We start from the raw sequence: 25,506 nt of genomic DNA on the forward strand, positions 1-25,506 counted from the left end.
CGCATGGTCAGATGAGGGCGTGCGGCTCGGCGGAGCCGTACTCCACGAGGTGGGCGGCGCCGAGGAGCCAGCGGTCCTCGTCGCGCACCCGGACGTAGCCGAACCGGTCGGCGGCGAACACCTTGACGCCGTCCTGGCGGCACTGGCGCATGAGCACCTCGTCCCAGCCGTCGGTGAGGTCGGCGAAGCCCAGCTCGCGCAGCGGGTTGCGGCGGGCGAGCAGGGTCGCGCCGGCGATCTCCGGCAGGTAGGAGTATTCGGCCTCCGGCTGCTTGAGCAGCGTGGCCTGCGGCTTGCGCAGGTGGGCGTAGAAGGCGGCCTTGCCGACGATGTCGGCCGTCGTGAACAGGAAGGCGCGCCGCAGGTCGGACAGGTAGTGGGAGCCGTAGACGTCGCGCGGGTCCATGACCGCGACCAGGTCGGCCTCGCACAGGTCGAGCCCGCGCCCGAGCATCGCGCCGACGGTGAGCTCGGGACGGAGCGGCCGGTGGATCACGTCGGCGTCGGGCAGCACGTCGCGGGCGCGCTCCCCCGCCTCGGGCGGGCCGAAGACGACGAGCTGGGCGACCCCGCTCTGCCTGGCGACCTGGGCCAGCGCGTGCTCCGTCCGCCCTGGCTCGGGGATGACGAGCAGGACGGAGGTGTCGAGGGTGGCGCGGGCGCTGGGCAGCCCGACCTTGTCGAGCAGCTCGTCGATCCGCTCGGTCATGGTGCCGCTGTCGTAGGCGCGCCGCAGCGCGACGTGCGCGCGTCGGGTGTCGGGGTCCGAGCCGATCGGGGTGCCGCAGGCGGCGATCTCGGCCAGGCGCCACATGGGCGTGCCGGGCGGGCAGTCGACGCCCGCCGGCCAGCGGTAGGAGGTCAGCACGTCGGGATAGGCCAGGTGACCCGGCAGCAGCTGGTCGAGGGTGAGCACCCGGTCGATGCGGCCGCCGGACAGCGGCAGCGGGTTGTGCACCCGGGGCTGGACGCCGAACTGCAGGCGCGGCCAGCCGACGGTCAGGTCGGTGGTGAAGCGGTGCTCGAACAGCTCGGCGGAGGCGGCGTAGGCCGACACGTCGCCGTGGGTGTGCCAGAACACGGTGCGGATGCCGCGCTCGGCGCACCAGGCCAGCAGTGCCTTGAGCCCGTCGCCCGGCTCGCCGCGCAGCTCCTCGGCCCACGGCCCGGTCGCGACGGACTCGACCACGAGCAGGTGGGGCACCTCCAGCGGCAGCACCCTGGCGAAGTCGCGTGGCGTGAACCCGGTGGTCTGCCGCCACTCGTAGCGCAGCAGCGCCTCGGCGTGCGGCTCGGCGATCACCGCGGCGGTGATGTGGGGGCGGGTGTTGGGGCCGGTCGGCACCCGGAACGGCCTCAGCTTGAACGACTCGCCGGCGAGCGTGCGGGTCGTGGTGGTGGCCTGGAAGGCGGCGCCAGGCCGGTCGTCCTTGCGCTGGACGACGACGGGCTTGCGCTTGGGGGCGATGGGCCGCTTCACCGGCTTGGTGGCGCCCTTGAGCTCCTTGGCCAGCCGGACGGGGTTGCTCTTGCCGGTCTTGATCGCGTCGCCGAGCCTGCTCCAGCGCGCGACCTTGATCGACTTGAGCTTCCAGTTGGCCACCTCGGCCTGGTAGCGCTGCTCGGCCAGCTCCTTGCGGAGCTTGTCGGCGGCGGCGCGCTCGCGCTCCAGGTCTTCCTCGGCCCCCGCCAGCCGTTCGGCGAGCGCCTTGACCTCCTCCGCGTGCCGCTCGGCCTCGGCCAGCCTGCTCTGCGCCGCGTCCAGCAGCCTCGCCAGCTCGGCCGCGTGCTCGGCCTGCGCGACCGCTTCCCGCAGCGCCTTGCGCGTGCTCTCCAGCTCGGTGGACAACTGGACCTCCGTCTCTCAGCCCGGCAAAGGATACTCTTTTGCGGGAAGCGGCTCGAAGGGAAGAGATCCGGTGCAGTTCATCGTGCGGCCCTATGTCTGCGGCGGTCTCGGACGGATCGACAGCGCCCTCGTCGGCAAACTGTCCTCCGCCGGCCCTCGCGTGCGCCCCGCGCTCCAGACGGCCGAGGCGGCGCTGTTCAGCTCCGCTCCGCTGCCTCCCTACCAGCGTTCCGGCGAGGCGTTCGCGTTCTCCTGGGGAGAGCGCAGGCCGCCCGCCGCCCGCTCGGAACGGGCCGCCGACTGGATGGCGGTCGCGGAGACGTACGAGACGCCCGGCCTGATCGGCGACGGCCCGCGCACCACGCTGCACACCGGCGCGCTCGGGCTGGTCGACGTCTATTACGTACGGATCGGCGAGGCGGTCTACTTCTCGTCCCTGATCCAGCCGTTGATGGCCCTGGTGCCGCTGGAGATCGACTGGTCGGCCTGGGCGTCGATCCTGCGGGTGACGTTCCCGCTGGGCGAGGCGACTCCTTACCGGGAGATCAGGCGGCTGCCGGGCTCCAGCGCGCTGGTCTGGGACGGCGAGCGGCTGTCGACCGAGCGCAGGCTGCCGCGCTGGCTGCGCAGCGAGCCCTACGAGACGTGGGTCGGCGCGGGCGAGATCGTGGAGCTGCTGCACGACGTCTACAAGGACTACGACGGCCGCAAGCTGCTGGTGCCGATCAGCGGCGGCTACGACTCCCGGCTGCTGGGCAGCGTGGCCAAGGCCCAGGGGTTCGACGTGGAGTCGTGGACCACGAGCCCCGACGACGGCACCGACACCGACATCGCCTTCGCCAGGGCGATCACCGGCGAGCTGGGCATCCCGCACCGGGTGATCACACAGGACGCGGCCTCGTACCCGGACGACGCCGCGGAGGTGGCGCGCAGGCTCGAATACCTGACGCCGCACCACGCGTGGTACGCCCCGTTCGCCAAGGAGGTCCACAAGTCGGGCCGCATCCTGGTCGACGGGCTGGCGGGCGGGCCGCTGCTGAAGAACTTCATGGTCAGCGGCGCCGCCCTGGAGGCCACCAGCCAGGCCGAGCGGTCGGCGGCCGTGCTGGGCTCGCTCAGCCTCGGGGCGCCTTCGCAGCCGTTCCTGTCGGAGGCGGCCGGGGCGTGGATCGACGAGACGGTGCGCGAGCAGTTCGCGGCGGCCACCTCGATGCTCCACGGCCACCGGGCCGAGCTGCCGCTGTCGGTGCTCCACACCCGCACGGTGCGCGGCATCGCCCGCTCGGCGGTCAACCTGGTGGGTCCTGAGGCGTCGTTCGCGGCGCCGTTCATCCACCCGGACTTCTTCGACGCGGCCCTGTCGGTGGGCGTGGCCCGCAAGGACAAGGGCCGCTTCTACCGCGAGGTGCTGCACGCCGCCGACCCGCGGGTGGCGGCGCTGCCCTCGACCAACGTGATCAAGCAGCCGCTGCGGCGGGTGGCGCTGCGCTCCACGGCCGCCCCCGCGCGCGACTACTCCCACCGGATGCTGCGGGTGGTCGCCACGCGGGTGCCCAGCCTGCTGTCGGATGAGCTGCACGCGCTGGTCGCCGACGGGCCCGACGCGCTGACCCGGTTCAACGGATGGAACGACCGGTTCTGGGTGCGCGGGCTGGTGCTTTTCGGTCTCTGGCTGAGTGACTTCGAAAACGACCTGGATGACCTCTCTGCCCCGTTCTAGTTACACCGAGAAGAACAGCCAGTAACATCACGGTTACGCAGGGATCTCCGGGGTATTACAGCTGGCACACCACAAGCGGGTTCCGGAAAGCCAACGGGCTGGTAGTGTTCGGCCCGTAAGCGCCGCACAAGCGGGCACCGGATCACAAATCCGGGCCTGTCAAGGGCATGGATTCGCAGGGATGACGACTCCACGCGGCGCGGTCACCAGATATGAACGCCGGGGTACCCGGTGACTTCGTCCTGCCCACATCTCCTTCTGTGAGCGACACATGATCAACGCATCCCCATCACCGGAGCCGGTGGCCGAGAACTTCATCTCGGAAGATCCGGCTTGGTACAAGCGGGCGGTGTTCTACGAGGTTCTCGTCCGGGGGTTCAAGGACTCCAACGGCGACGGCACCGGAGATCTTCGCGGCCTCGTCGAGAAGCTCGACTATCTCGAGTGGCTGGGCGTCGACTGCCTCTGGTTGTTGCCGCTCTACGAATCGCCGCTGCGCGACGGCGGCTACGACATCTCCGACTACATGAAGATCCTGCCGGACTTCGGGGATCTCGCCGATTTCATCCAACTGGTGGAGGCCGCCCACGAACGCGGCCTGCGGATCATCACCGACCTGGTGATGAACCACACCTCTGATCGGCATCCCTGGTTCCAGGCGTCCCGTCACGACCCTGAGGGCCCGTACGGCGACTTCTACGTCTGGTCGGACGAGCCGACGGGCTACCCCGACGCGCCGATCATCTTCGTCGGCGCCGAGGAGTCCAACTGGACCTGGGACCCTGTGCGCAAGCAGTACTACTGGCACCGGTTCTTCCATCACCAGCCGGATCTCAACTATGACAACCCGGCGGTGCAGGAGGCCATGCTGGAGGTGCTGCGCTTCTGGCTCGACCTGGGCATCGACGGGTTCCGGCTGGACGCGGTGCCGTACCTGTTCGAGCGCGAGGGCACCGCCTGCGCCGGCCTGCCGGAGACGCACGCCTACCTGAAGAAGGTCCGGGCCGAGGTCGACCGCCTCTACCCTGACCGGGTGCTGCTGGCCGAGGCCAACGGCTGGCCGGAGGACGTCGTCGAGTACTTCGGCGACCCGACGGTCGGCGGCGACGAGTGCCACATGGCCTTCCACTTCCCGCTGATGCCGCGCATCTACATGGCGGTGAAGAAGGAGACCCGGGAGCCGATCTCCGAGATCATGTCCCGTACGCCGAAGCTGCCGGACACCGCGCAGTGGGGCATCTTCCTCCGCAACCACGACGAGCTGACGCTCGAGACGGTGACCGAGGAAGAGCGCGACTACATGCACAGCGAGTACGCCAAGGACCCGCGGATGCGGGCCTACCTCGGCATCCGCCGCCGGCTGGCGCCGTTGCTCGACAACGACCGCGACCGGATCGAGCTGTTCACCGCCCTGCTGCTGTCGCTGCCCGGCTCGCCCGTCATGTACTACGGCGACGAGATCGGCATGGGCGACAATATCTGGCTGGAGGACCGCGACTCGGTGCGCACGCCGATGCAGTGGAGCCCCGACCGCAACGCGGGCTTCTCCACCGGCGATCCGGGCCGGCTCTACCTGCCGGTGGTCATGGACCCGATCTACGGCTACCAGGCCATCAACGTGGAGGCCCAGCAGCGCAGCGAGGGGTCACTGCTCCACTTCACCCGCAAGATGCTGCAGATCCGGCGCGACCACCCGGTGTTCGGCACCGGCTCGTACACGGAGATGTGGTCGTCCAACCCGTCGGTCCTCACGTACGTGCGTGAAGAGGGCGACGACGTGATGCTCTGCGTGAACAACCTGTCGAAGTTCCCGCAGCCGGTGGAGCTGGACCTGCGCCGGTTCGAGGGCATGACGCCGGTGGAGGCGCGCGGCGGCGTGCACTTCCCGGTGATCGGCGCCCTGCCCTACCTGCTGACCCTGCCGGGTCACGGCTTCTACTGGTTCGCGCTGCGGCGAGAGGCGTCGCGCTGACCGATCACCGCCCGGTGACCAGTCACCTGGTCACCGGGCGGTGGCGTTTCCGCAGGTCAGCGGGCGGTGATCGGCACCTGGGCGCGGGCCGCGCGGCGGGCCGGGATGAGCGCCACCGCGAGGGCCGTGCCCACGGCCAGCAGCACCGCCAGGGCCAGCGTCACCGGTGAGGGCGGACGGCCGATCCCGGCGCCCACCCCGCTGGTGTGCCCCTGCAGGTCGATCAGCCCGGTCGCCACCGAGGCCCCGGCAGCGGCTCCCGCCACGACGCCCAGCACCACCAGCAGGCCGGTGCCGGTCACGAGGGTGGCCATCACCTGGCGGGGTGTCAGCCCCATCGCCTTCAGCACGGCCAGGTCCGCGGCGTGGTCGCGCAGCCCGAGCGCGCTCGCGGTGAGCAGGTTCGCCAGCCCGATCAGGGTGAGCACGGCGGTCAGCGCCACGATCACCACCCGGATCATCGCCAGCCGGTCGGCGGGGTTGACCGCGGCCTGCACCTCCAGGTTCTCCCCTGACTCCGCCAGCAGCCGGGCCGCCACCTCGTCGCGGCTCGCCCCCGGGTGCAGGGCGAGCGCGTAGTACTCAGGCGGCACGGAGTCCTTGGCCGCCAGGCTGTCGAGGCCGACCGACAGCACCTCGCCGTCCTGGTCGGGCTCGACGGTGCGGCCGACGACGCGCACGATCAGCGGCGAGCCGCCCACGGTCAGCCGCACCCGGTCGCCGATCTTCACGCCGAGCAGGTCGAGCAGCCCCTGCCCGGCCACGGCCTCGCCGGGCTCGGCGTACATGCGGCCCTCGACGACCGGGAACGGGTAGCGGTCGGAGGCGGAGCCGCCGACCGCCCGCACCCGGACGGACCGGCCCTCTCCGGGCGCCAGCGCGTTCACGTCGGTGCCGGGATAGACGGCGGCCACGTCGCGGTCGGCGCCGGCCAGCCGCGCGGCCTGGGCCGCCTCCAGCTTGCCGGGGCGCACGTAGAGCGAGGCGTGCTGGCCGACCTGCTCGGGATTGCGGGCGAAGTTGTCGAGCGTGGCCCACACGCCCAGCCCGATCGTGATCATCATCATCGGCACGGCCAGCCCGAACACGGTCAGGAACGCGGGCACCCGGCGGGTGAAGGCGTCTCTCGTGCCCAGCACCAGCGCGGGCGGCAGCCGTACCAGCAGCGCGAGCCTGGCCAGCCTGGACAGGCGGCCGCCGGGCGGCTGGGAGGGCGCGGCCGGAATGGGCGGGGTGCGCCCGCCGCGCCAGGCCGGCACGCCGACCGCGGCCAGCACGGCCAGGGCGGTGCCGGCGACGATGGTGAGCACGGGTATCGGCGCGACGGAGCTGGCGCCGACGGCCAGAGCAGTGACCGCCCAGCCGGCGACCGTGCCGAGCGCGACGCCGATCAGGCCGAGCGCGCCGTGCTCGACCAGCAGCAGCAGCGCGACCTGGCCGCGGGTGAAGCCCATGGACTTGAGCGTCGCCAGGTCGCGGAGCTGGCCCAGCACGCGCCCGCCGGCCGCGTTGGCCAGCGCGAGCGCCGCCGCCACCAGGCCGCCCACGCCGAACAGCGCGAGCATGGTGCCGAGCAGCCGGTTGTCGAGCTCCATGGCGGCCCGGATCTCGCGCCAGGTGTAGAGCCGCTGGAGCTGGTCGTCGAGCATGACGACGACCCGCTGGGAGACCACCTGGGCGGCGTCGGCGTCGGTCAGCCGCAGCCCGGTCACCCACTCGCTGCGGCCAAGCATCGGCTCGATCCGGTCGAGCGCCTCGGGCAGCACCCAGCCCAGGCCGGGGGTCCACTCCGGGTAGAAGCCCTGGTCGGCGGAGTCGGCGATGCCGCGCACGTACAGGGTGTGGCGCTGGCCGCTGAGCGCGACGACGGTGAACGGGGCGCCGATCCGCAGCCGCAGTTCGCGGGCGAAGGAGCGCTCGACGACCACGCCGTCGGGCTGCGCGGGGTCGAGCCAGCCGCCCTCGACGACCGCGGGATGCGCCACGCGGGGCGGCGTGGCGGGCATCGCGCGCAGCGAGGCTGGCTCGCGCTTGCCGTCCTGCAGCGCGGTGACGGGGGCCGACCGGTACGGGCCGGCGGTGGCCGTCACCCCGTCGAGCGCCTGCACGCCGGCCAGCTGGGCGGTGTTGTCGCGGGTGTAGAGCCAGACGTGGGCGCCTTCGGTCTGGGCGAACAGGCCGCGCCACGGGTTGGTGGAGTCCTCCAGGAGGGTCACCGCGGTGATCAGGGCGGCCACGATGCCGGCCACGGCGAGCACGGTCAGCGTCGCCTGGCCCTTCCTGGCCCGCAGGTCCGCCCTGATCCAGCGGCTGCCCGCGCGTGCGGTGCTCATCGCAGGTCGATCACTTCTCCGACGGTGCGCCGGCGGGGCCTGGCGATGCGACCGTCGTCCACGATCTCGCCGTCGAGCAGGCTGACCACCCGGTCGGCGAGCGCGGCCACGCGGGCGTCGTGAGTGACCATGACGATCGTCTGGCCGTCCTTGTGGACCCGGCCGAGCAGGCGGAGCACGTCGCGGGTGTTGCGGCTGTCGAGGTTGCCGGTGGGCTCGTCGGCCAGCAGCACGCTGGGCTGGTTGGCGAGCGCGCGGGCGAGCGCGACCCGCTGCTGCTCGCCGCCGGAGAGCTGGGCGGGCGAGGCGTCGGCCCGGTCGCCGAGGTTGAGCGCGCCCAGGAGGTCCTCGCGGCGCTCGCGGGCCTCCCTGGGCGAGGCCCCGGCCAGCAGCGCGGGCAACTCGACGTTGTCGGCCACGGTCATGTTGGCGACCAGGTTGAAGAACTGGAAGACGAAGCCGATCTTCTTGCGGCGCAGCAGCGCCCAGGCGCTCTCGGAGAGGGTGTCGGCCCGCTTGCCGTCGAGCCAGATCTCGCCACTGGTGCGGGAGTCGAGGCCGCCGAGCATGTGGACGAGCGTCGACTTCCCGGACCCCGAAGGGCCCATCACGGCCACGAACTCCCCCGCGTCGACCTGGAGGTCCACGCCGCGCACGGCGGGCACCGGCACCGCGCCGCCGGAGTAGATCTTCACCAGGTTGATCGCCTTGAGCACGGCCTCGTCACTCATGCGAGGTCCTCCTGACAACGTTCGAGCCAGTCGAGATCGGCCTGAAGGTGGAGCATCGCACCTTCGATGAGCAGTATGGCGATCTTGTCATCCGGAGAGGTGCGGTCGAGCAGTTCGTTGAGGTCCTTCATCAGCGACAGGTAGTGGCGGCGCTGCCGGTTGATCAGCACCATCCGGTCGGCGATGCCGGTCATCGGGGCCAGCACCAGCTTCATGAAGAACTCGTCGCGCACCCGCGGACCCTCGGTCGGCTCGTCGACCCACAGGTGGAGCACGTCGCGGCCCTTGGCCGTGAGGTAGTAGACCTTCTTGTTCGGCCGGTTGGACTGCTCGACGTCGACGGCTCTCACCAGGCCGTCCTTCTCCAGCCGGCCCAACGTCACATAGATCTGCCCGATGTTGGGCGACGGGTAGGCGCTTCCGAAGGTCTGTTCAAGGTCCTGTTTCAGTTCGTAGCCGTGGGCAGGCTCCTTGGCCAGAAGCGCCAGCAGGTGAAGCCGCACCGCCTCACCTCCCCGTGTGTTACGGATGCGTTACATGGCTTGCCGTTGACCACCAGATTACCGGTGTGCATAACATGAATGCATCTACCTAACACGTATGTAACCCCCGTGCACAAGGAGGGAAAAACCGGTGCTCCGTCGTCTGGCGATCGTCCTGGCCGTCCTCGCGGCGTCCGGAGGGTGCGCGGCGACGGGCGATGACGGTGGCGGCGAGTCCCGGGCGGGAAGCACCGGCCCGATCACGTTCGCCACCGGGCGCGACACCACGGCGTACCTTCAACCCTTGCTGGATCGCTGGAACCAGGCCCACCCGGCCGAAAAGGTGACGCTCATCGAGCTGCCCGAGGCGGCCGACGAGCAGCGCGCCCAGATGGTGGCCAACTTGCAGGCCCGCAGCACCCGTTACGACGTGCTCGGGCTGGACGTGGTGTGGACCGCGGAGTTCGCGGAGAACGGCTGGATCATCCCCTTGGAGCGCGGGTCCTTCCCGCTCGACAAGTTCCTGCCGCCTGTCGTGAAGACCGCGATCTACAAGGACAAGCTGTGGGCGGTCCCGTACACGAGCAACGCGGGGCTGCTCTACTACCGCACCGACCTGGTGAAGAAGCCGCCGCGCACGTGGGCGGAACTTCGCGAACAGACCCAAAAGATCACGAAAAAGCACGATATAGAGGGTTATGCCGGACAGTTCCTCGCGTACGAGGGACTGACCGTCAACTTCTCCGAGGCCGTGCAGTCGGCGGGAGGCCAGATCCTCAGCGCCGACGGCACCAGGGTGACCCTCGAACCCGCCGCCGCGACGACCGCGCTGGAGTTCCTCCAGCAGGGCCTGCGCGAAGGCTGGATCCCCGAGGAGTCGCTCAACTACAAGGAGGAGGAGTCCCGCCTGGCCTTCCAGGAAGGCCGGCTCGCCTTCGCCCGCAACTGGCCGCACGCCTACGGGCCGGCCAGGAACAGGCTCGGCGACAAGGTCGCGGTCACCACGCTGCCGGGCCCCGACGGGCCGGGGAGCAGCTCGCTGGGCGGCATCAACCTGGCCATCAGCGCCTACTCGCAGCACCAGCAGACCGCGACGGAGTTCATCCGTTACTTCACGAGCCTGGAGAACGAGCGCCGGGTCCTCACCGAGGGGTCGTTCCCGCCGGTGTGGACCGAGCTCTACGACGACCCAGAGCTCATCGAGCGCTTTCCGTACCTGCCCGTACTCAAGGAGAGCATCCTCGCCGCCGAGCCGCGCGCGGCGAGCCCGCACTACAACCAGCTCAGCCTGGTGATCGCGAGCACGGTCGCCAAAGCGCTCACCCCCCCGATCAGCGAGTCCGCGAACGACGTGGCGGCCTCGCTGAAAGCTGAACTCGAAGAGATCATCAGAACCCAGTGAGGCAAGCCATGCGTAAAGGCAGAGCAACAGCGATTCTGGCCGGACTGGCGCTGGCGGTGACCGCTTGCGGCAACGCCCCGACGACCTCCCAGCCGACCGAGTCCGCTCCCGCCGCCAGCGAGAGCGGCGGCGCCAAGACGCTCGAAGGCGTCACGCTCGAAGTCGCCGCCAAGTGGACCGGCGAGGAGCAGAAGAACTTCGAGCAGGTGCTCAAGGCCTTCTCCGACAAGACCGGCGCCAAGGTCACCTATGCCTCCACCGGTGAGGACACCGGCGCCTACCTCGGCCCGCGCATCCAGGGCGGCAGCCCGCCCGACGTGGCGATCCTGCCGCAGCCGGGCCTGGTCCAGCAGTACGCCGAGCAGAAGGCGCTCAAGCCGCTCACCGAGGACGTCACCAAGGAGATCGACGCCAACTACACCGAATACTGGAAGGAGCTCGGCTCCGCCGACGGCCAGGTGTACGGCGTGCTGATCAAGGCGGCGCACAAGTCGCTGGTCTGGTACCAGTCGAAGGCCTTCGAGGACGCCGGCGTGCAGCCGCCGACCACGTGGGACGAGCTGGTGACCGCCTCGCAGACGATCGCCGACTCCGGCACCGCGCCGTTCTCGTTCTGCGGCGCCTCCGGCTGGACGCTGACCGACCTGTTCGAGAACGTCTACCTGTCCTCGGCCGGCCCGGAGAAGTACGACCAGCTCTCCAAGCACGAGATCCCCTGGACCGACCCCAGCGTGGCCACCGCCCTGGAGAAGATCGCGCAGATCGCCGGCAAGAAGGAGTTCGTCGCGGGCGGCACCTCCGGCGCGCTGCAGACCGACTTCCCGACCTGCGTCACCAAGGTCTACGGCGAGAAGGAAGCCGCGATGGTGATCGAGGCCGACTTCGTCGCCGTCACGGCCGAGGAGTCGGGCGCCAAGGTCGGCGAGGAGGCCAAGTACTTCCCGTTCCCGAAGGTGGGCGACACCGCTCCGGTCGTGCTCGGCGGTGACGTCGCGGTGGCCATGAAGGACTCCCCCGGCGCCATGGCGCTGCTGCAGTTCCTGGCCTCCAAGGAGGGCGGCGAGGTCTGGGCCAAGCTGCCCGGCTACCTGTCCCCCAACAGGAACGTCTCCCCCGACAACTACCCGAACGAGATGACCAAGCAGCTCGGCCAGACGATCGTCACGGCCGGTGAGTCGGTCCGCTACGACATGTCCGACCTCGCGCCGAGCGCCTTCGGCGGCACCGACGGCAAGGGCGAGTGGAAGGTCCTGCAGGACTTCCTGCGCGACCCGAGTGACGTCAAGGGCGCCCAGGAGGCGCTCGAAGCAGAGGCCAAGAAGGCCTGGAAGTAAAGAGGCATGGCCGTGACCGAAAGGTTGGACGGCCCCCAGGACCCGCCCGTGGACGACACGGGCGGGCCTACCTCGGGACCGGCTGATACCCCCCGCACACGACGACGCCTCGGCCCGTCACCCACGATCGCCATCGTCTTCCTGCTGCCGGCGGCCCTGCTCCTCGGCATCTGGGTGGTCTACCCGATCGGATACTCGATCGTCCGCAGCATGTACGACTCCACCAACCAGGTGTTCGTCGGGCTGGAGAACTACGGGACGATCTTCAGTGACGCCGGGACGCTGAAGACCATCCGCAACAACCTGATCTGGGTGATCGTCGCCCCGATCGTGGTCACCACGATCGGCCTGATCTTCGCGGTGCTGACCGAGCGCATCAAGTGGGCGACCGCGTTCAAGCTGATCGTCTTCATGCCGATGGCCGTCTCGCTGATGGCCGCCGGCGTCATCTTCCGCCTCGTGTACGACGAGGACCCGGACAAGGGCGTGGCCAACGCCATCATGACCGTGGTGCACGACACGTTCTCCTCCTCCCAGGGCTATCCGGAGGCGCGCGCCCGCGAGGGCGACCAGTCACCGGTGGCCGCCCAGGAGGACGGCTCGGTCGTCACCAAGCAGCCGGTGGAGTCCGGCCAGACCGTGCTGATCCCGATCGTGGGCGTCAAGCCGGAGGTGATGCCCGCGGACGCCCAGCCGGCGGTCGCGGCGACCGGCGGCGACGGGCTGTCGGGCACGGTGTGGTTCGACTTCACCCCGGGCGGCGGCGGCGTGAACGGCCAGCCGGACCCCACGGAGAAGGGCCTGCCCGGGATGACCGTGGAGGCCGTGAGCGACGGTGAGGTGGCGGCGACCGCCACGACGGCCGCTGACGGATCGTTCCGGTTCGACGGCCTGCCCTCGGGCACCTACGAGGTACGGCTGCCGCAGGAGAACTTCACGGCCGCCTACAACGGCCTGACCTGGCTCGGCCCGACGCTCATCACGCCGGCGATCATCGGGGCGTTCGTCTGGGTGTGGGCGGGGTTCGCCATGGTGCTGATCGCGGCCGGCCTGGCGGCCATCCCGCGCGACGCGCTGGAGGCGGCCCGCATCGACGGCGCCACCGAATGGCAGGTGTTCCGCAGGATCACGGTGCCGTTGCTGTCGCCGGTGCTGCTCGTCGTCTTCGTGACGATGATCATCAATACGTTGAAGGTGTTCGACCTGGTGTTCATCATCGCACCGCCGTCGGTCCAGCCGGAGGCGAACGTGATCGCGCTGGAGATGTGGCGGGTCGCGTTCGGCGGCGGGAACAACCAGGGGCTCGGCAGCGCGCTGGCCGTCTTCCTGCTGATCCTGGTCCTGCCCTTCATGATCATGAACATCCGCAGGTTCAAGAGGGGTGAGTCATGACCACGGCCACGGCCACGGCCCCGGCGCAGAGCCACGCCGGCGCGCCACGGCGAAACCTGGCCGGACGCATCGTCGACCGCCTCGGCAGCGGCGTCGTCCAGGTCGTGATGATCCTGCTCGGCCTGTTCTGGCTGGTGCCCACGCTGGGCCTGCTGGTGGTCTCGCTGCGCACGACCGAGGTCAACAACGCCGAGGGCTGGTGGACGATCTTCACCAAGCCCGCCGAGATCACCATCGCCAACTACGCCGACCTGCTGGCCGGCGGCTTCGGGGCGTCCTTCTGGAACACCGTGGCCATCACGGTGCCGACCACGATCCTGGTGATCGGCATCGCGGCCATGGCGGCGTACGCGTTCGCCTGGATGGAGTTCCCCGGCCGGGACCTGCTGTTCCTGGTCGTGGTCGGGCTGCTGATCGTGCCGATCCAGATCGCGCTGATCCCCGTGGCCGCGCTCTACGGCCAGGCCGGGATCTTCGGCTCGATCCCCGGCGTCGTGCTCTTCCACGTGGCGTTCGGGCTGCCGTTCGCGATCTTCCTGCTCCGTAACTTCTTCATCGGCATCCCGGCCTCCCTGCTGGAGGCGGCGCGGATGGACGGGGCGCCGGAGTGGCGGATCTTCGTGTCGGTGGTGTTCCCGCTGGGCAAGCCCGCCATCGCCTCGCTGGGCATCTTCCAGTTCCTCTGGGTGTGGAACGACATGCTGATCGCGCTGGTCTACGCCAACCCGGCGAACCAGCCGATGACCAAGTACCTCCAGTCCCAGATGCGGCAGTTCGGCACCAACATGGACATCCTCTCGTCCGGCGCCTTCCTGTCGCTGATCATCCCGCTGGTGCTGTTCTTCGCGTTCCAGCGTTACTTCGTCCAGGGCATGATGGCCGGCTCGGTGAAGTGACCCAAGCGGGCGCCCGTCTTCCCGCGGGGGCGCGGGCGCCCGCCCTTGGTGATCATTTCTCCGGGTTCCGTACGCATCGCCCGCCAGACCTGGCTAAGCTCAACGCCCATGGCCGGACGTCCACTGAACGAAGTCGTCGAAGCCGGATGGGCCCGCGCGCTGGAGCCCGTGGCCGAGCGCATCGCCCACATGGGCGAGTTCCTCCGCAACGAGATCGCCGAAGGCAGGCAGTACCTCCCTTCGGGAGCCAACGTGCTGCGTGCCTTCAACCAGCCCTTCGACGATGTCAGGGTCCTGATCGTGGGTCAGGATCCGTACCCCACCCCGGGTCACCCCGTCGGGCTGTCGTTCTCCGTCGCCCCCGACGTGCGGCCGCTGCCGGGCAGCCTGGTCAACATCTACAAGGAGATGGAGTCCGACCTGGGGCTGCCCAGGCCGGCCAACGGCGACCTCACTCCCTGGGCCGACCAGGGCGTGCTGCTGCTCAACAGGGTGCTGACGGTGATGCCGGGCAAGCCCGCCTCCCACCGGGGCAAGGGCTGGGAAGAGGTCACCGAGCAGGCCATCCGCGCCCTGGTCGCGCGTGAGAAGCCGATGGTGGCCATCCTGTGGGGCCGCGACGCCCGCAATCTCGCGCCCATGCTGGGCTCCGTGCCGCGCGTCGAGTCCGCCCATCCGTCGCCGCTGTCGGCGCGCAGCGGGTTCTTCGGCTCCCGGCCGTTCAGCCGCGCGAACGAACTGCTCGCCCAGCAAGGCGCGGCCCCCGTGGAGTGGAAGCTGCCCTAGGCTCGTCGCATGAGTGACGCACAGAAGTTCCTACGACTCACGGTCGAGCTGACGGTCGAAGTGCTCGACGTGGACGCCCTGCAGGCGGCGGCCCTGGCGGAGATCCGCCACCCCGAGGCCGAGCTGACCGACGAAGAGCGCAGCGAGCAGGCCGAGCTGGTCAAGTCCGACGAGACCGGCGCCTCCGCCCTCCAGTGGCTGATCGAGCCCGAGCACGTGCTGCAGCTCGTCGACCACATCGACGAGATCGAGCCGCGTGAGGCGATGCTCGGCGTCGAGCCCTCCGAGGGCCCGGCCGAGGACGAGGAGGAGGCGGAGGACGAGCACCTCCACCTCTGACCGTCCGGCCTGCCACGTTCGTCGGCGCGGACCTGCCGCGCCAGGAGCTCAGGAGGTCACGCCGTGATCGTCGCATTCTCCATCACCCCGCTCGGCGTCGGCGAGGGGGTCGCCGAGCCCGTCGCCAGGGCCGTCAAGGTCGTGCGGGAGAGCGGGCTGCCGAACCACACGGATGCCATGTTCACCACCGTCGAGGGTGAGTGGGACGAGGTGATGGACGTCGTCAAGCGGGCCGTCGACGCGGTGGCGGAGGTCGCTCCCCGGGTGGGGCTGGTGCTCAAGGCCGACCTGCGCCCCGGCGTGACGGACGCCATGACCGGCAAGGTGGAGTCGCTGGAGAAGCACCTGGACTGAGTTCGAGATATGTCTTGACCGCTCCCGAGACGCGACATAGCGTGACCATCGCGATATTACTCGTGCCTCGGGAGGTCGTCATGACGTACCACCGTGTCCCTGTTCTGATCGTCGGCGGCGGCTACGCCGGTCTGAGCGCGGCCCTGCTCCTGGCCTGGCGTGACATCCCCGTCATGCTGGTCGAGCGGCGGCCCGGCACCTCGCTCCAGCCCAAGGCGTTCGGCGTGAACCACCGGGCCGTCGAGTTGCTTCGCTCCGTCCCCGGTGTCGAGCAGGAGCTGTGCGACATCTGGGCGGGCATCGGCGACAACCTGCGCATCGCCATCGCCTCGGCCCTCGACGACCCCGACCCTCAGATGATCGTCTCGGACGAGCGGGAGGAGTTCGCCTTCATGGCCGAGGCCACTCCCGCCGCGCTCGTGGGCGCACCGCAGGCCGAGGTCGAGCGCATCCTGCGGGAGCGCGCCGAGGATCTCGGCGCCGACCTGCGGTTCTCCACCGAGCTGGTCGCGCTCCACCAGGACGGCGCGGGCGTCACCGCCACCGTCCGCTCCGGCGACGGGCCGGTCACGGTGCGCGCCGACTACGTGGTGGCCGCCGACGGCTACCGCAGCCCACTGCGCCGGAGCCTCGGCATCCCCGTGACGGGCAAGGGCGAGCTCGGGCGGATGTGCTCGATCATGTTCGACGCCGACCTGTCAGGGCTCGTACGAGAGCGCGAGGTGACGCTCTGGTACCTCCGGAACGACGCGATGACCGGCGTGATCCTCACCGGCACCGGGGTCGGCGCCCACGTCCTCGCGGTCAACTACGACACCGGCGCGGGCCGGAGCGAGGCCGACTTCACCCCCGAACGCTGCGTCGAGCTGGCCCGCGTCGCCACCGGCGTGCCCGACCTGGCGGTGAAGCTGCTCGACCGGACCAGCTTCGCCATGGCGCACGTGCTGGCCGGACGCTACCGCGAGGGCCGGGTGTTCCTGGCCGGGGACGCGGCCCACACCATGCCGCCCACCGGCGGCCAGGGCGGCAGCCTCGCGCTGCAGGACGGCGCCGACCTGGCCTGGCGCCTCTGGCTGGTGATCACCGGTCAGGCGGGGCCGGACTTCCTGGACTCCTACGACGCCGAACGCCGCCCGATCGGGGTCATGACCGCCGACGCCCAGCTGGCCAACCTCGGCATGCGGATGCCGCCGGCCGCCCGCGTCGGCTATCCCGAGCCGCTCGGCGACCCGCAGGGCGCCGTCCTCGGCGCCCGCTACCACTCCACGGCCGTCATCGAGGATCCGGACGACGACGGCTCCCTGTTGGAGGACCCGCGCCACCCCACCGGCCGGCCCGGCAGCCGGGCCCCGCACGTGCCGCTGACCTGGGAGGGCCGCCCGATGTCCACGATCGACCTGTTCGGCGGCGGGTTCGTGCTCCTGGCCGACGGCGAGGGCGGGCAGTCCTGGTCCGACGCGGGCCGCCTGGTGTCCAGGCGTCTCGGGGTCGCGCTGTCGAGGGTCGTGCTCGGCCACGACGCGGTGGACGTCAAGGGCGAGTGGCGGTCGCGGTACGGCGTCGGCGCGGGCGGGGCGGTCCTGGTCCGCCCGGACGGCTACGTCGCCTGGCGCGCCACCGGCCCCGCCCCCGATCCGGCCACCGCGCTGGAGTCGGCCCTGCGCCGCGTTCTCAGCCGCTGACGGGAGACCGCCAGGCCGCCATCGAGGGTCCTCATCTACGACCACGGCGGCAGGAGGGTGGTCGTCGGCCTGCCCGCCATCCCCTGAGGTCAGGTGGCGAGCAGGTGTTCGCGCTCGCCGGTGAGGTCGCCGAGGCGCCGGGTCAGGTCGGCCTGGCCCTGGGCGAGCGTCCGGAGCGAGTCGTCGATCCAGGCGGACATCTCGGCCACGGCGGTGCGGGTCCTGTTGATGCGCTGGTGCTTGAGCGCGTCGGTGATGATGTTGTCGAAGAAGACGTCGGCGAACCAGCGGGTGTCCACCTCCGGCATCTTCGGCCGGACGGCCCAGCCGAGGTCGGCCAGCTCCCTCGCGAACGTGTCGAGCGCCTGCTGGGCCTGCCACGTGGCCTGGTCGGCGGTGACGAGGTGCTCCCGCTCGACGGCGTCGGCGAAGACGCCGCCGCCGAACATGTCCCAGGTCGAGGCGCCGCGGGCGTGCTCCAGTTGCGTCAGCACGTGGCCGACCCACTGCCCCGCCGCCTTGCCCGCCTGCACGGCCTCGTCGTGCTCGCGCAGGTCGGCCTGCGTGTCGGCCATCAGGCCCGACAGCTCCATGAGGCGCCGCCCGCGCTGGTCGCCCCGCTCGACGAGGAGGCGCTCCTTCTCGGACAGCAGCCGCTGGTAGTCGTCGGCGGCCCCCGCGGTGGCGGCGAGGTCGCGCTCCGTCTCGCCGAGGTCGCCGGTGAGGGCCTCCAGTCTCGCGCGCTGGCCGTCGAGGCGCTCCCCCGCGAGCGCCGCCTCGGCCCGCTCCCGCGTGAGGCGCTCCTCCCTGGAGCCGGTCAGCCTGGCCATGAACGCGGACAGGCCGCCCTCCAGGCGTTCGACGTCTCGCCGCTCCTTGGCCAGCTGCTGCTCCAGCTCGGTCACCAGGTCGGCGACCTCCCGGATCTGCCGCCCGAGCGAGGAGCGCCGCGCCGCCAGGTGGTCGAACCAGCGGACTCGGTCGTGTGCCTCCCTCAACCTGCGGTCGAGGTCTTCGAATGGGTCCACATCAGGTCCTACGAACGACCGGCCCCGGTCGTTCCCCCGCCGGAGGGCGTCAGGCCGCGATGGAGGTGACGGCGGCTCGGGCGGGGGCCTGGGTGGCGCAGAGCCAGTCGTTGAGTGAGCCGGTGAAGCCGGCCGGGGGGCCGACCTTGAGGTAGGTGACGGGGCCGGCGTCGCCCGCCGGGCCGACCTTCAGGCGTCTGATGCTGCCGCCTCCGGGTGAAGGGGCCGGCGCGCAGGGGGTGAGGCGGACGCCGAGAGGGGCGGGCGGGAGGGGGAGGTGGTCGTCGATGGCGCGGCGGCGGGCCCCGGGGTGGGCGGCGGCGAAGGCGAGGTGGCCGGCGACCAGGCGGGCGGCCACCGTACGCAGGAGGTTGGTGGCGCACAGGGTGTGGGCGCAGGCCGCGCCGTCGAGGGTGATCTCCGGGAGGGCGAACCTGCGCAGCCCGCGGGAGGTGACCATGAGACCGTCGCAGGCGCCGGCGCCAGCCGGGTCCCACGGCGAGCAGGTGGCGTCGTCGTGGACCTGGACGTCCCAGCCGAGCCAGCCGTCGGCCAGGTGGAAGGCGGTGGGCTCCGGGTCGCGGGCGGGCAGGACGGCGCCGGTCAGCGGGTCGGCCAGGAGGCCGCCGTACGCCTGGGCGAGGGCGCGGGCGACGGCCCTGGCGGCCTGGACGGCGGCCGGTTGGTCGTGGGGCGGAGCGGCGGAGGAGACGGTGAGGTGCTGTCTGGAGCGGCGCAGCAGGCGGCGCTCGCCGGGGGTGAGGGCGACGGCGGCGGGTTTCCACGGGGTGGGGTGGTGGGTGAGCCGCAGGCGGCGGGAGCCGAGCGCGGCCATGGCGGCCTTCCTGTGGGGGCCGGTCAGCTGCCAGGGCTCGAAGGCGCCGCCGATGAGCGTGACGACGAACAGGGACGTCAGGGTGACGGGCAGGGGCAGGACGATCTTCACGAGGGCCTCCGGTGGTCGGGACCCCAGGATCGGCGAGAGCGCGCCGGACACGCGGGCACGAACCAGGTTCTGGGGATGACGAGCGCGGAGCGACACCCCCTGTGGACGACCGCCGGCCGCCAGTCGGACCCCGGAGGCGGAGCGGTCGGCGCCGGAACGGATCGGGCCTTCAGCCGGAAGGGCGGTGGACCACCAGGGACTGGCCCGGGAGCCGTACCCCCTGCCCGTCCTCCGCCACCGGCTCGTCCGACGACAGCAGCAGCCCGCCCAGCGGCACCGGCACCGTGACCGTGTCCGTGCTGAAGTTCACGCTCACGCACACCTCGCCCCGCCACACGACCAGCCACTTCCCCGCCGGATCGGTCTCCACCCTGACCCGGTCGAGGCGCGGGTCGGTCAGTTCGGGCAGCGCCTTGCGCAGCGCGATCAGGTCGCGGTACCAGCACAGCAGCGACCAGTGCGCCTCGTCCTTCAGCTCCTGCCAGTCGAGCTTGCAGCTCAGGAACGTCTCCTCCGCCGACGGGTCGGGCGCCTCCCACGTGTAGCCGAAGCCCTCGAACTCCTTCTCCCTGCGCCCGCCCTCGCTCTCGCGCAGGTGGGGCTCGGCGTGGTCGGAGAAGAACAGGAAAGGCGTCCCCGCCCCCCACTCCTCCCCCATGAACAGCATCGGCGTGAACGGCGAGGTCAGCAGCAGGCCCGCGCCGAGCTTGAGCGCGGGCATCGGCAGCCGGTCGCCCATCGGCCGGTTGCCGATCTGGTCGTGGTTCTGCAGGCAGGCGACCAACCGGTGGCCGGGGACGCCGGTGTAGGGCCGGCCGTGGGAGCGGCGGCGGAAGCTGGAGTAGCCGCCGTCGTGCAGGACGCCGTCGGTGAACACCTTCGCCAGGGCGGACAGCCCGGCGAAGTCCGCGTAGTAGCCGTGGGTCTCGCCGCTCACCGCGGTGTGCAGCGCGTGGTGCACGTCGTCGTTCCACTGGGCGGTCATGCCCAGGCCGCCCGCGTCCAGGGAACGCACCATGCGCGGGTCGTTCAGGTCGGACTCGGCGATCAGCGTCAGCGGCCGGCCGGTCGCGCACGACAGCGCGTCCACCTCCTCGGCCAGCTCCGCCAGCAGGTGGGTGGCGCGCTTGTCGTGCAGCGCGTGTACGGCGTCCAGCCGCAGGCCGTCGACGTGGTAGTCGCGCAGCCACTGCAACGCGTTCTCGATGAAGTAGCGGCGCACCACGTCGGAGCCGGGCCCGTCCAGGTTGACCGCCTCGCCCCAGTAGCTCCCCTCGAACCCGCCGAAGTACGGGCCGAACGGGTGCAGGAAGTTGCCCGACGGCCCCAGGTGGTTGTAGACCACGTCGAGGATGACGCCGATGCCGGCCCGGTGACAGGCGTCGACGAAGGTCTTGAGCCCGTCGGGCCCGCCGTAGGTCTCGTTCACCGCGTACAGGTCGACCCCGTCGTAGCCCCAGTTGCGGGTGCCGGGCACCGGCGCGACCGGCATGATCTCCACGAAGTCGACGCACAGCTCGACGAGATGGTCCAGCCTGCCGGCGGCGGCCTGGAACGTGCCCTCGGGGGTGAACGTGCCGATGTGCAGCTCGTAGATCACCCCGCCGCGCAGGTCGCGGCCCTTCCAGTCGTGGTCGGACCAGGTGTAGCGGGCGTGGTCGTACACGGCGCTGGGCCCGAAGACGCCCTCGGGCTGCCGGCGGGAGCGGGGGTCGGGGTAGGGGCCGTCGCCGTCGATCACGTACGCGTAGCTGGTGCCGTGCGCGGCGTCCGGCACGTCGAGCGACCACCAGCCGTCCGTCCCGGCGGACAGCCCGCGCCGCTCGCCCAGGACCAGGACCTCGACGGCCGTGGCGTTGGGGGCCCACACGTCAAAGATCATTTCGCTCCAGGAGTGCGACGGGAAGGGAACCGAGCAGGTGGGCCAGGGGGACCCGGCCGGTGTGCACGCCGCCGCCGAACAGGTCGCGCCAGGTGCCCGGCGGCAGCGACAGCGTGGTGCCGCCCCAGCCGCCGCGCCGCTCCAGGCCGACGGGCAGCCGGGTGGCGACGGCGACGGCCCGCGCGCCGACACCGGTCCCGGTGGGGTCGTCGCCGCCTCGGGCGAACGCGATCACGTGCTCCGCCGCCGCGCCGTCCGCGCGCAGCGGCGTGTACGGTGCGGCGGGGCCGACGCGCCGGCGCAGGCGCAGCGCCTGGGTGGTGACCCGGAGCTTGGCGGCGTCCCAGGCGGAGGCGGGGGTGCGCGGATATGTGACGGGCCGCCGGTTGTCGGGGTCGACCAGGGAGAAGTCGGTCGTCTCGTTGCCCTGGTAGACGTCGGGCACGCCGGGCATCATGAGCTGCACGAGCTTGGCCCCGAGCGAGTTCGCCATCGCGTAGCGGTCGATCCGCTCGGTGAACTCGCCGACCGGCAGCCGCACCGCCGCCTCGGCGAACGCGCGCAGCCCCCGCTCGTAGTCCGGGTCGGGGCGCACCCACGAGATCGCGGTCTTGGCCTCGCGCGCCGCCTTCAGCAGGTAGTCGGTGAACCGGCCGGCCGAGATCGGCCAGGCGGCCATGAGGTTCTGCCAGGCCAGGTAGTCGAGCCGGCGGTCGAAGGCGACCTGCGCCGACCACTCCGACACCGCCTTCTCCCACTCCTCGGGCAGCTCCGACAGCACCGAGAGCCGGGCCCGCACGTCCTCCGAGCGCTTGGTGTCGTGGGTGGACAGCGTGGTCATGGTGTGCGGCGGCATGGCCGCGCAGTAGTCGTGGAACTCCTCGACCGGCACGCCGAAGTGGTCCGGCTCCCACCCGACCTCGTTCAGGCACGACAGCGGGAACCACCGGTAGAGCGCGGTGTCCTCGACGCCCTTGGCCATGACGGGACCGCAGGCCTGCTGGAACCGGGTGATCACCTCGGGCGGCCCGTGCAGGACCTGCTCGACGAGCGGGTGGACGGCGGAGGAGCAGACCGCTGCCGCCCCCTCGACGATCTCGACCGACACGGCGGGCGGCGGCTCGCCCGGCACCACGTACGCCCGGTAGACCGGCATGGCGGCGAGCAGCTCGGCGACCGCCGCCGGGTCGCAGGAGGCGGCGCGGGCCAGCCGGCTCACCTCGGCGCCGAAGAACAGGTCGACGACCTCCTGCTTGGCCAGGGTCATGACCTGCCGGTAGTCGGCGGGCTCGCCGGTCAGCCGGGTGAACAGCTCGACCAGCGGCCGCTTGCCACCGGGGTCGACGAACAGGCCGGTGACCCGGTTGAGCGTCTCGTAGCCGGTGGTGCCGTCGCACGCCCAGTCGGCGGGCAGCCGCTCCTCCCCGATGAGGATCTTCTCCACGACCGTCCAGGTGCCGCCGGACCTGGCGCGCAGCCGTTCCAGATAGCCCCGGGGGTCGGCGAGGCCGTCGGGGTGATCGACCCGCAGCCCGTCGGCCAGCCCTTCGTCGAGCAGCCAGAAGATCACCTCGTGGGTGGCGAAGAACACCTCCGGGTCCTCGGCCCGCAGCCCGATCAGGGTGGACACGTCGAAGAAACGCCGGTAGCCGGGCCCCTCCCGCCAGTCGACCAGCCGGTAGTGGCCCGGATAGGGGAACTCGTGCTCGTGGTAACGCAGCACGTCGCCGTCGACGACCGGCTCGGTGTCGTCGCCGAGCACGGGCAGCGCGACCTTGCCGTCCTCCCACTCGATGTCGAACCAGCGCGCGTACGGGGACTCCGGGCCGTCCTTCAGCACCGACCAGAACGCGGCGTTCCTGGTGTTCATGTGGTTGGGCACCAGGTCGAGCACGACGCCGAGATCGTGCGCCGCGAGCTGCTCGGCCATCTCGCGGAAGCCCTTCGCGCCGCCGAACTCCTCGCGGATCCTGGAGTGGTCGGTGACGTCGTAGCCGTGCAGGGAGCCGGGCGTCGCCTGGAGGATCGGCGACAGGTAGACGTGGCTGACCCCGAGGTCGCGCAGGTAGCCGGCGATCTCCGCCACCTGGGCGAAGCCGAAGTCGGGGGTCAGCTGCAGCCGGTAGGTCGAGACGGGCCTGGTCAGGGAATCAGACACGGCGCAGCACCCGCACACTCCGCCCCGGCACCGCCACGCCCTCCCCGGCGCGGCACATGCGCACGTCCAATCTGATCGGCATCGCGGTGTCTATCTCGGTCTGCCACATCTCGCCGTAGTCCTTGGGGATCGTGAAGCGGATGGTGTCGTGGTGCGCGTTGAACAGCAGCAGGAATGAGTCGTCCCTGATGGGCCGGCCGCGCCGGTCGGGCTCGGTGATGGCCTCGCCGTTGAGGAAGACGGCCAGCGACTTGGCGTAGCCGACGTTCCAGTCGCTGTCGGTCATCTCCTCGCCCGACGGGGTCAGCCAGGCGATGTCGCTGAGTCCCCGTACGGGCTTGCCGTAGAAGAACCGCCTGCGGCGGAAGACCGGATGCTTCTTGCGCAGCGCCGCCAGGCTCTGGGTGAACTCCAGCAGCAGCCAGTTCTCCCGCACGTCCGACCAGTCGACCCAGGTCAGCTCGTTGTCCTGGCAGTAGCCGTTGTTGTTGCCCTGCTGGGTGCGGCCCAGCTCGTCGCCGTGCGACAGCATCGGCACGCCCTGCGACAGGAACAGCGTGGTCAGGAAGTTGCGCTTCTGCTGCTCGCGCAGGGACTCGATGGCCCAGCCCGCCGGGCCCTCCGCGCCGCAGTTCCAGGACCGGTTGTCGTCGGTGCCGTCGCGGTTGCCCTCCTTGTTGGCCTCGTTGTGCTTGTGGTCGTACGAGACGAGGTCCCGCAGCGTGAAGCCGTCGTGGCAGGTGACGAAGTTGATCGAGGCGGCGGGGCGGCGGGTGTCGGCCTGGTAGAGGTCGCTCGACCCGGTGAAGCGGGAGGCGAACTCCGGCATCGTGGCCGGCTGGCCGCGCCACAGGTCGCGGATGGTGTCGCGGTAGCGGCCGTTCCACTCGGTCCACCGCGACGGGAAGTTGCCCACCTGGTAGCCGCCGGGCCCGACGTCCCACGGCTCGGCGATGAGCTTGACCTGCGACAGCACCGGGTCCTGCTGCACCAGGTCGAAGAACGCGCTCAGCCGGTCGACCTCGTGCAGCTCCCGGGCCAGCGTCGAGGCCAGGTCGAACCGGAACCCGTCGACGTGCATCTCGATGACCCAGTAACGCAGCGAATCCATGATCATCTGCAGCACGTGCGGTGAGCGCATGAGCAGGCTGTTGCCGGTGCCGGTGGTGTCCATGTAGTAGCGCTTGTCGTTGTCGACCAGCCGGTAGTAGTTGGGGTTGTCGATGCCGCGGAAGCCCAGCGTCGGCCCCAGGTGGTTGCCCTCGGCCGTGTGGTTGTAGACGACGTCCAGGATGACCTCGATGCCGGCTTCGTGCAGCGCCTTCACCATGGCCTTGAACTCCAGCACCTGCTGGCCGCGCTGCCCGGTGCTGGAGTAGCGGTTGTGCGGCGCGAAGAAGCCGATCGAGTTGTAGCCCCAGTAGTTGGACAGCCCGCGCTGCTCCAGGACGTGGTCGGTGACGAACTGGTGGACCGGCATCAGCTCCAGCGCCGTGACGCCCAGCTTCGTCAGATGGTCGGTGATCACCGGATGGCCGAGCGCGGCGTAGGTGCCGCGCACCCGCGCGGGGATCTTCGGATGGCTGATGGTCAGCCCCCGCACGTGCGCCTCGTAGATCACGGTGTCGTGGTACGGGGTCGCCGGCGGCCGGTCGTGACCCCAGCCGAAGAACGGGTTGACGACGATCGAGCGCGGCACGTACGGGGCCGAGTCGAGGTCGTTGCGGGTGTCGGGATGCCCGAACCGGTAACCGTACGCCGCCTCGTGCCAGGTCACCCCGCCCTCGATCGCCATCGCGTACGGGTCGAGCAGCAGCTTGTTCGGATTGCAGCGCAGCCCGTGCGCCGGGTCGTACGGACCGTGCACCCGGTAGCCGTAGCGCTGGCCGGGCCCGATGCCCGGCAGGTAGCCGTGCCAGATGAAGCCGTCGACCTCGGTGAGCTTCACCCGCTCCTCGCGGTTGTCCTCGTCGAACAGGCACAGCTCCACCGCATCCGCGACCTCGGTGTAGAGCGAGAAGTTGGTGCCGGCGCCGTCATAGGTCGCCCCGAGCGGGTAAGGATCTCCCGGCCAGATTTCGATCATCGAGGCTTCCTCCCGGTCCCTCCCATGTTCCGTTCCCCCGCCCTACCGGACAAGCCCGGCCTCGTTTCCCGCTGACGCGACCAGTACCTTCCCCTCGTTCCGCTCCGATCACCTCGTACGGGCGAGCGGTGAGC

19 protein-coding genes are annotated in these 25,506 nt (G+C 70.9%); 10 read left to right on the forward strand and 9 right to left on the reverse strand.

Annotated elements, in window-relative coordinates:
- Positions 1-7: 7 nt before the first annotated feature.
- Positions 8-1,849, reverse strand: a complete 1,842-nt coding sequence (locus ACIBF7_RS26050) for a hypothetical protein (protein WP_397198363.1) — start codon at positions 1,847-1,849, stop codon at positions 8-10.
- A 70-nt stretch (positions 1,850-1,919) separates the two neighbouring features.
- Here ACIBF7_RS26050 and ACIBF7_RS26055 point away from each other — a divergent pair, with 70 nt between their 5' ends.
- Positions 1,920-3,569: an asparagine synthetase B family protein gene (locus ACIBF7_RS26055; RefSeq protein WP_397198364.1), complete on the forward strand. Its 1,650-nt coding sequence runs from the start codon at positions 1,920-1,922 to the stop codon at positions 3,567-3,569.
- Between the two features lie 271 nt (positions 3,570-3,840).
- The gene (treS, locus tag ACIBF7_RS26060) at positions 3,841-5,541 is read left to right on the forward strand and encodes a maltose alpha-D-glucosyltransferase (RefSeq protein ID WP_148033935.1); all 1,701 of its coding nucleotides are present in this window, start codon (positions 3,841-3,843) and stop codon (positions 5,539-5,541) included.
- A gap of 56 nt (positions 5,542-5,597) precedes the next feature.
- Here treS and ACIBF7_RS26065 read toward each other — a convergent pair whose 3' ends face one another.
- From ACIBF7_RS26065 to ACIBF7_RS26075, 3 genes are read right to left on the reverse strand one after another with little or no spacing between them, the layout of a single operon-like run.
- Positions 5,598-7,874, reverse strand: coding sequence for an ABC transporter permease (locus ACIBF7_RS26065; RefSeq protein ID WP_148033936.1), 2,277 nt, complete (start codon positions 7,872-7,874; stop codon positions 5,598-5,600).
- The gene (locus ACIBF7_RS26070) at positions 7,871-8,605 is read right to left on the reverse strand and encodes an ABC transporter ATP-binding protein (protein ID WP_148033937.1); all 735 of its coding nucleotides are present in this window, start codon (positions 8,603-8,605) and stop codon (positions 7,871-7,873) included. Before ACIBF7_RS26070 ends, ACIBF7_RS26065 begins: the two co-directional genes overlap by 4 nt.
- Complete coding sequence (locus ACIBF7_RS26075) at positions 8,602-9,108, reverse strand: PadR family transcriptional regulator (protein WP_148033938.1); 507 nt, start codon at positions 9,106-9,108, stop codon at positions 8,602-8,604. Before ACIBF7_RS26075 ends, ACIBF7_RS26070 begins: the two co-directional genes overlap by 4 nt.
- 130 nt (positions 9,109-9,238) lie before the next feature.
- Here ACIBF7_RS26075 and ACIBF7_RS26080 point away from each other — a divergent pair, with 130 nt between their 5' ends.
- The 8 genes from ACIBF7_RS26080 to ACIBF7_RS26115 all read left to right on the forward strand — a co-directional run bounded on the left by ACIBF7_RS26080 (position 9,239) and on the right by ACIBF7_RS26115 (position 17,272).
- Positions 9,239-10,489, forward strand: a complete 1,251-nt coding sequence (locus tag ACIBF7_RS26080) for an ABC transporter substrate-binding protein (protein WP_271275448.1) — start codon at positions 9,239-9,241, stop codon at positions 10,487-10,489.
- A gap of 8 nt (positions 10,490-10,497) precedes the next feature.
- Complete coding sequence (locus ACIBF7_RS26085) at positions 10,498-11,823, forward strand: ABC transporter substrate-binding protein (RefSeq protein WP_364226315.1); 1,326 nt, start codon at positions 10,498-10,500, stop codon at positions 11,821-11,823.
- Positions 11,824-11,829: 6 nt separating this feature from the next.
- Positions 11,830-13,215: an ABC transporter permease subunit gene (locus ACIBF7_RS26090; protein WP_397198365.1), complete on the forward strand. Its 1,386-nt coding sequence runs from the start codon at positions 11,830-11,832 to the stop codon at positions 13,213-13,215.
- On the forward strand, positions 13,212-14,111 hold the full coding sequence (locus ACIBF7_RS26095) for a carbohydrate ABC transporter permease (protein ID WP_397198366.1): 900 nt from the start codon (positions 13,212-13,214) through the stop codon (positions 14,109-14,111). Before ACIBF7_RS26090 ends, ACIBF7_RS26095 begins: the two co-directional genes overlap by 4 nt.
- Before the next feature lie 108 nt (positions 14,112-14,219).
- On the forward strand, positions 14,220-14,897 hold the full coding sequence (locus ACIBF7_RS26100) for a uracil-DNA glycosylase (protein ID WP_148033943.1): 678 nt from the start codon (positions 14,220-14,222) through the stop codon (positions 14,895-14,897).
- A 9-nt stretch (positions 14,898-14,906) separates the two neighbouring features.
- Positions 14,907-15,236 (forward strand): hypothetical protein, encoded by a 330-nt coding sequence (locus ACIBF7_RS26105; RefSeq protein WP_148033944.1) that lies wholly within the window; start codon positions 14,907-14,909, stop codon positions 15,234-15,236.
- A gap of 63 nt (positions 15,237-15,299) precedes the next feature.
- A complete protein-coding gene (locus tag ACIBF7_RS26110; RefSeq protein ID WP_271275450.1) occupies positions 15,300-15,590 on the forward strand; it encodes an MTH1187 family thiamine-binding protein in 291 nt (96 codons plus the stop codon).
- Between the two features lie 80 nt (positions 15,591-15,670).
- On the forward strand, positions 15,671-17,272 hold the full coding sequence (locus ACIBF7_RS26115; RefSeq protein WP_397198367.1) for an FAD-dependent monooxygenase: 1,602 nt from the start codon (positions 15,671-15,673) through the stop codon (positions 17,270-17,272).
- Between the two features lie 89 nt (positions 17,273-17,361).
- Here ACIBF7_RS26115 and ACIBF7_RS26120 read toward each other — a convergent pair whose 3' ends face one another.
- From ACIBF7_RS26120 to glgX, 5 genes are all read right to left on the reverse strand, one after another.
- A complete protein-coding gene (locus ACIBF7_RS26120; RefSeq protein ID WP_397198368.1) occupies positions 17,362-18,300 on the reverse strand; it encodes a hypothetical protein in 939 nt (312 codons plus the stop codon).
- A gap of 49 nt (positions 18,301-18,349) precedes the next feature.
- Positions 18,350-19,246: a hypothetical protein gene (locus ACIBF7_RS26125; RefSeq protein ID WP_271275453.1), complete on the reverse strand. Its 897-nt coding sequence runs from the start codon at positions 19,244-19,246 to the stop codon at positions 18,350-18,352.
- A gap of 169 nt (positions 19,247-19,415) precedes the next feature.
- Entirely contained in the window at positions 19,416-21,128 is a 1,713-nt protein-coding gene (gene treZ / locus ACIBF7_RS26130; protein ID WP_364226301.1) for a malto-oligosyltrehalose trehalohydrolase, read from the reverse strand.
- Positions 21,118-23,286 (reverse strand): malto-oligosyltrehalose synthase, encoded by a 2,169-nt coding sequence (gene treY / locus ACIBF7_RS26135; protein WP_397198369.1) that lies wholly within the window; start codon positions 23,284-23,286, stop codon positions 21,118-21,120. The genes treZ and treY overlap by 11 nt, the downstream gene beginning before the upstream one ends.
- Positions 23,279-25,372: a glycogen debranching protein GlgX gene (glgX, locus tag ACIBF7_RS26140; protein ID WP_148033950.1), complete on the reverse strand. Its 2,094-nt coding sequence runs from the start codon at positions 25,370-25,372 to the stop codon at positions 23,279-23,281. Before glgX ends, treY begins: the two co-directional genes overlap by 8 nt.
- Positions 25,373-25,506 lie beyond the last annotated feature (134 nt).

It is taken from the genome of Nonomuraea sp. NPDC050478, from assembly GCF_044458265.1.
Lineage (GTDB): Bacteria > Actinomycetota > Actinomycetes > Streptosporangiales > Streptosporangiaceae > Nonomuraea > Nonomuraea ferruginea.

Bases quoted from the DNA above. Each gene is read 5' to 3' on its own strand.
- treS (WP_148033935.1), top strand. From the start codon at position 3,841: ATGATCAACGCATCCCCATCACCGGAGCCGGTGGCCGAGAACTTCATC.
- ACIBF7_RS26065 (WP_148033936.1), bottom strand. From the start codon at position 7,874: ATGAGCACCGCACGCGCGGGCAGCCGCTGGATCAGGGCGGACCTGCGG.
- ACIBF7_RS26070 (WP_148033937.1), bottom strand. From the start codon at position 8,605: ATGAGTGACGAGGCCGTGCTCAAGGCGATCAACCTGGTGAAGATCTAC.
- ACIBF7_RS26085 (WP_364226315.1), top strand. From the start codon at position 10,498: ATGCGTAAAGGCAGAGCAACAGCGATTCTGGCCGGACTGGCGCTGGCG.
- ACIBF7_RS26090 (WP_397198365.1), top strand. From the start codon at position 11,830: ATGGCCGTGACCGAAAGGTTGGACGGCCCCCAGGACCCGCCCGTGGAC.
- ACIBF7_RS26095 (WP_397198366.1), top strand. From the start codon at position 13,212: ATGACCACGGCCACGGCCACGGCCCCGGCGCAGAGCCACGCCGGCGCG.
- ACIBF7_RS26100 (WP_148033943.1), top strand. From the start codon at position 14,220: ATGGCCGGACGTCCACTGAACGAAGTCGTCGAAGCCGGATGGGCCCGC.
- ACIBF7_RS26105 (WP_148033944.1), top strand. From the start codon at position 14,907: ATGAGTGACGCACAGAAGTTCCTACGACTCACGGTCGAGCTGACGGTC.
- ACIBF7_RS26115 (WP_397198367.1), top strand. From the start codon at position 15,671: ATGACGTACCACCGTGTCCCTGTTCTGATCGTCGGCGGCGGCTACGCC.
- treZ (WP_364226301.1), bottom strand. From the start codon at position 21,128: ATGATCTTTGACGTGTGGGCCCCCAACGCCACGGCCGTCGAGGTCCTG.
- glgX (WP_148033950.1), bottom strand. From the start codon at position 25,372: ATGATCGAAATCTGGCCGGGAGATCCTTACCCGCTCGGGGCGACCTAT.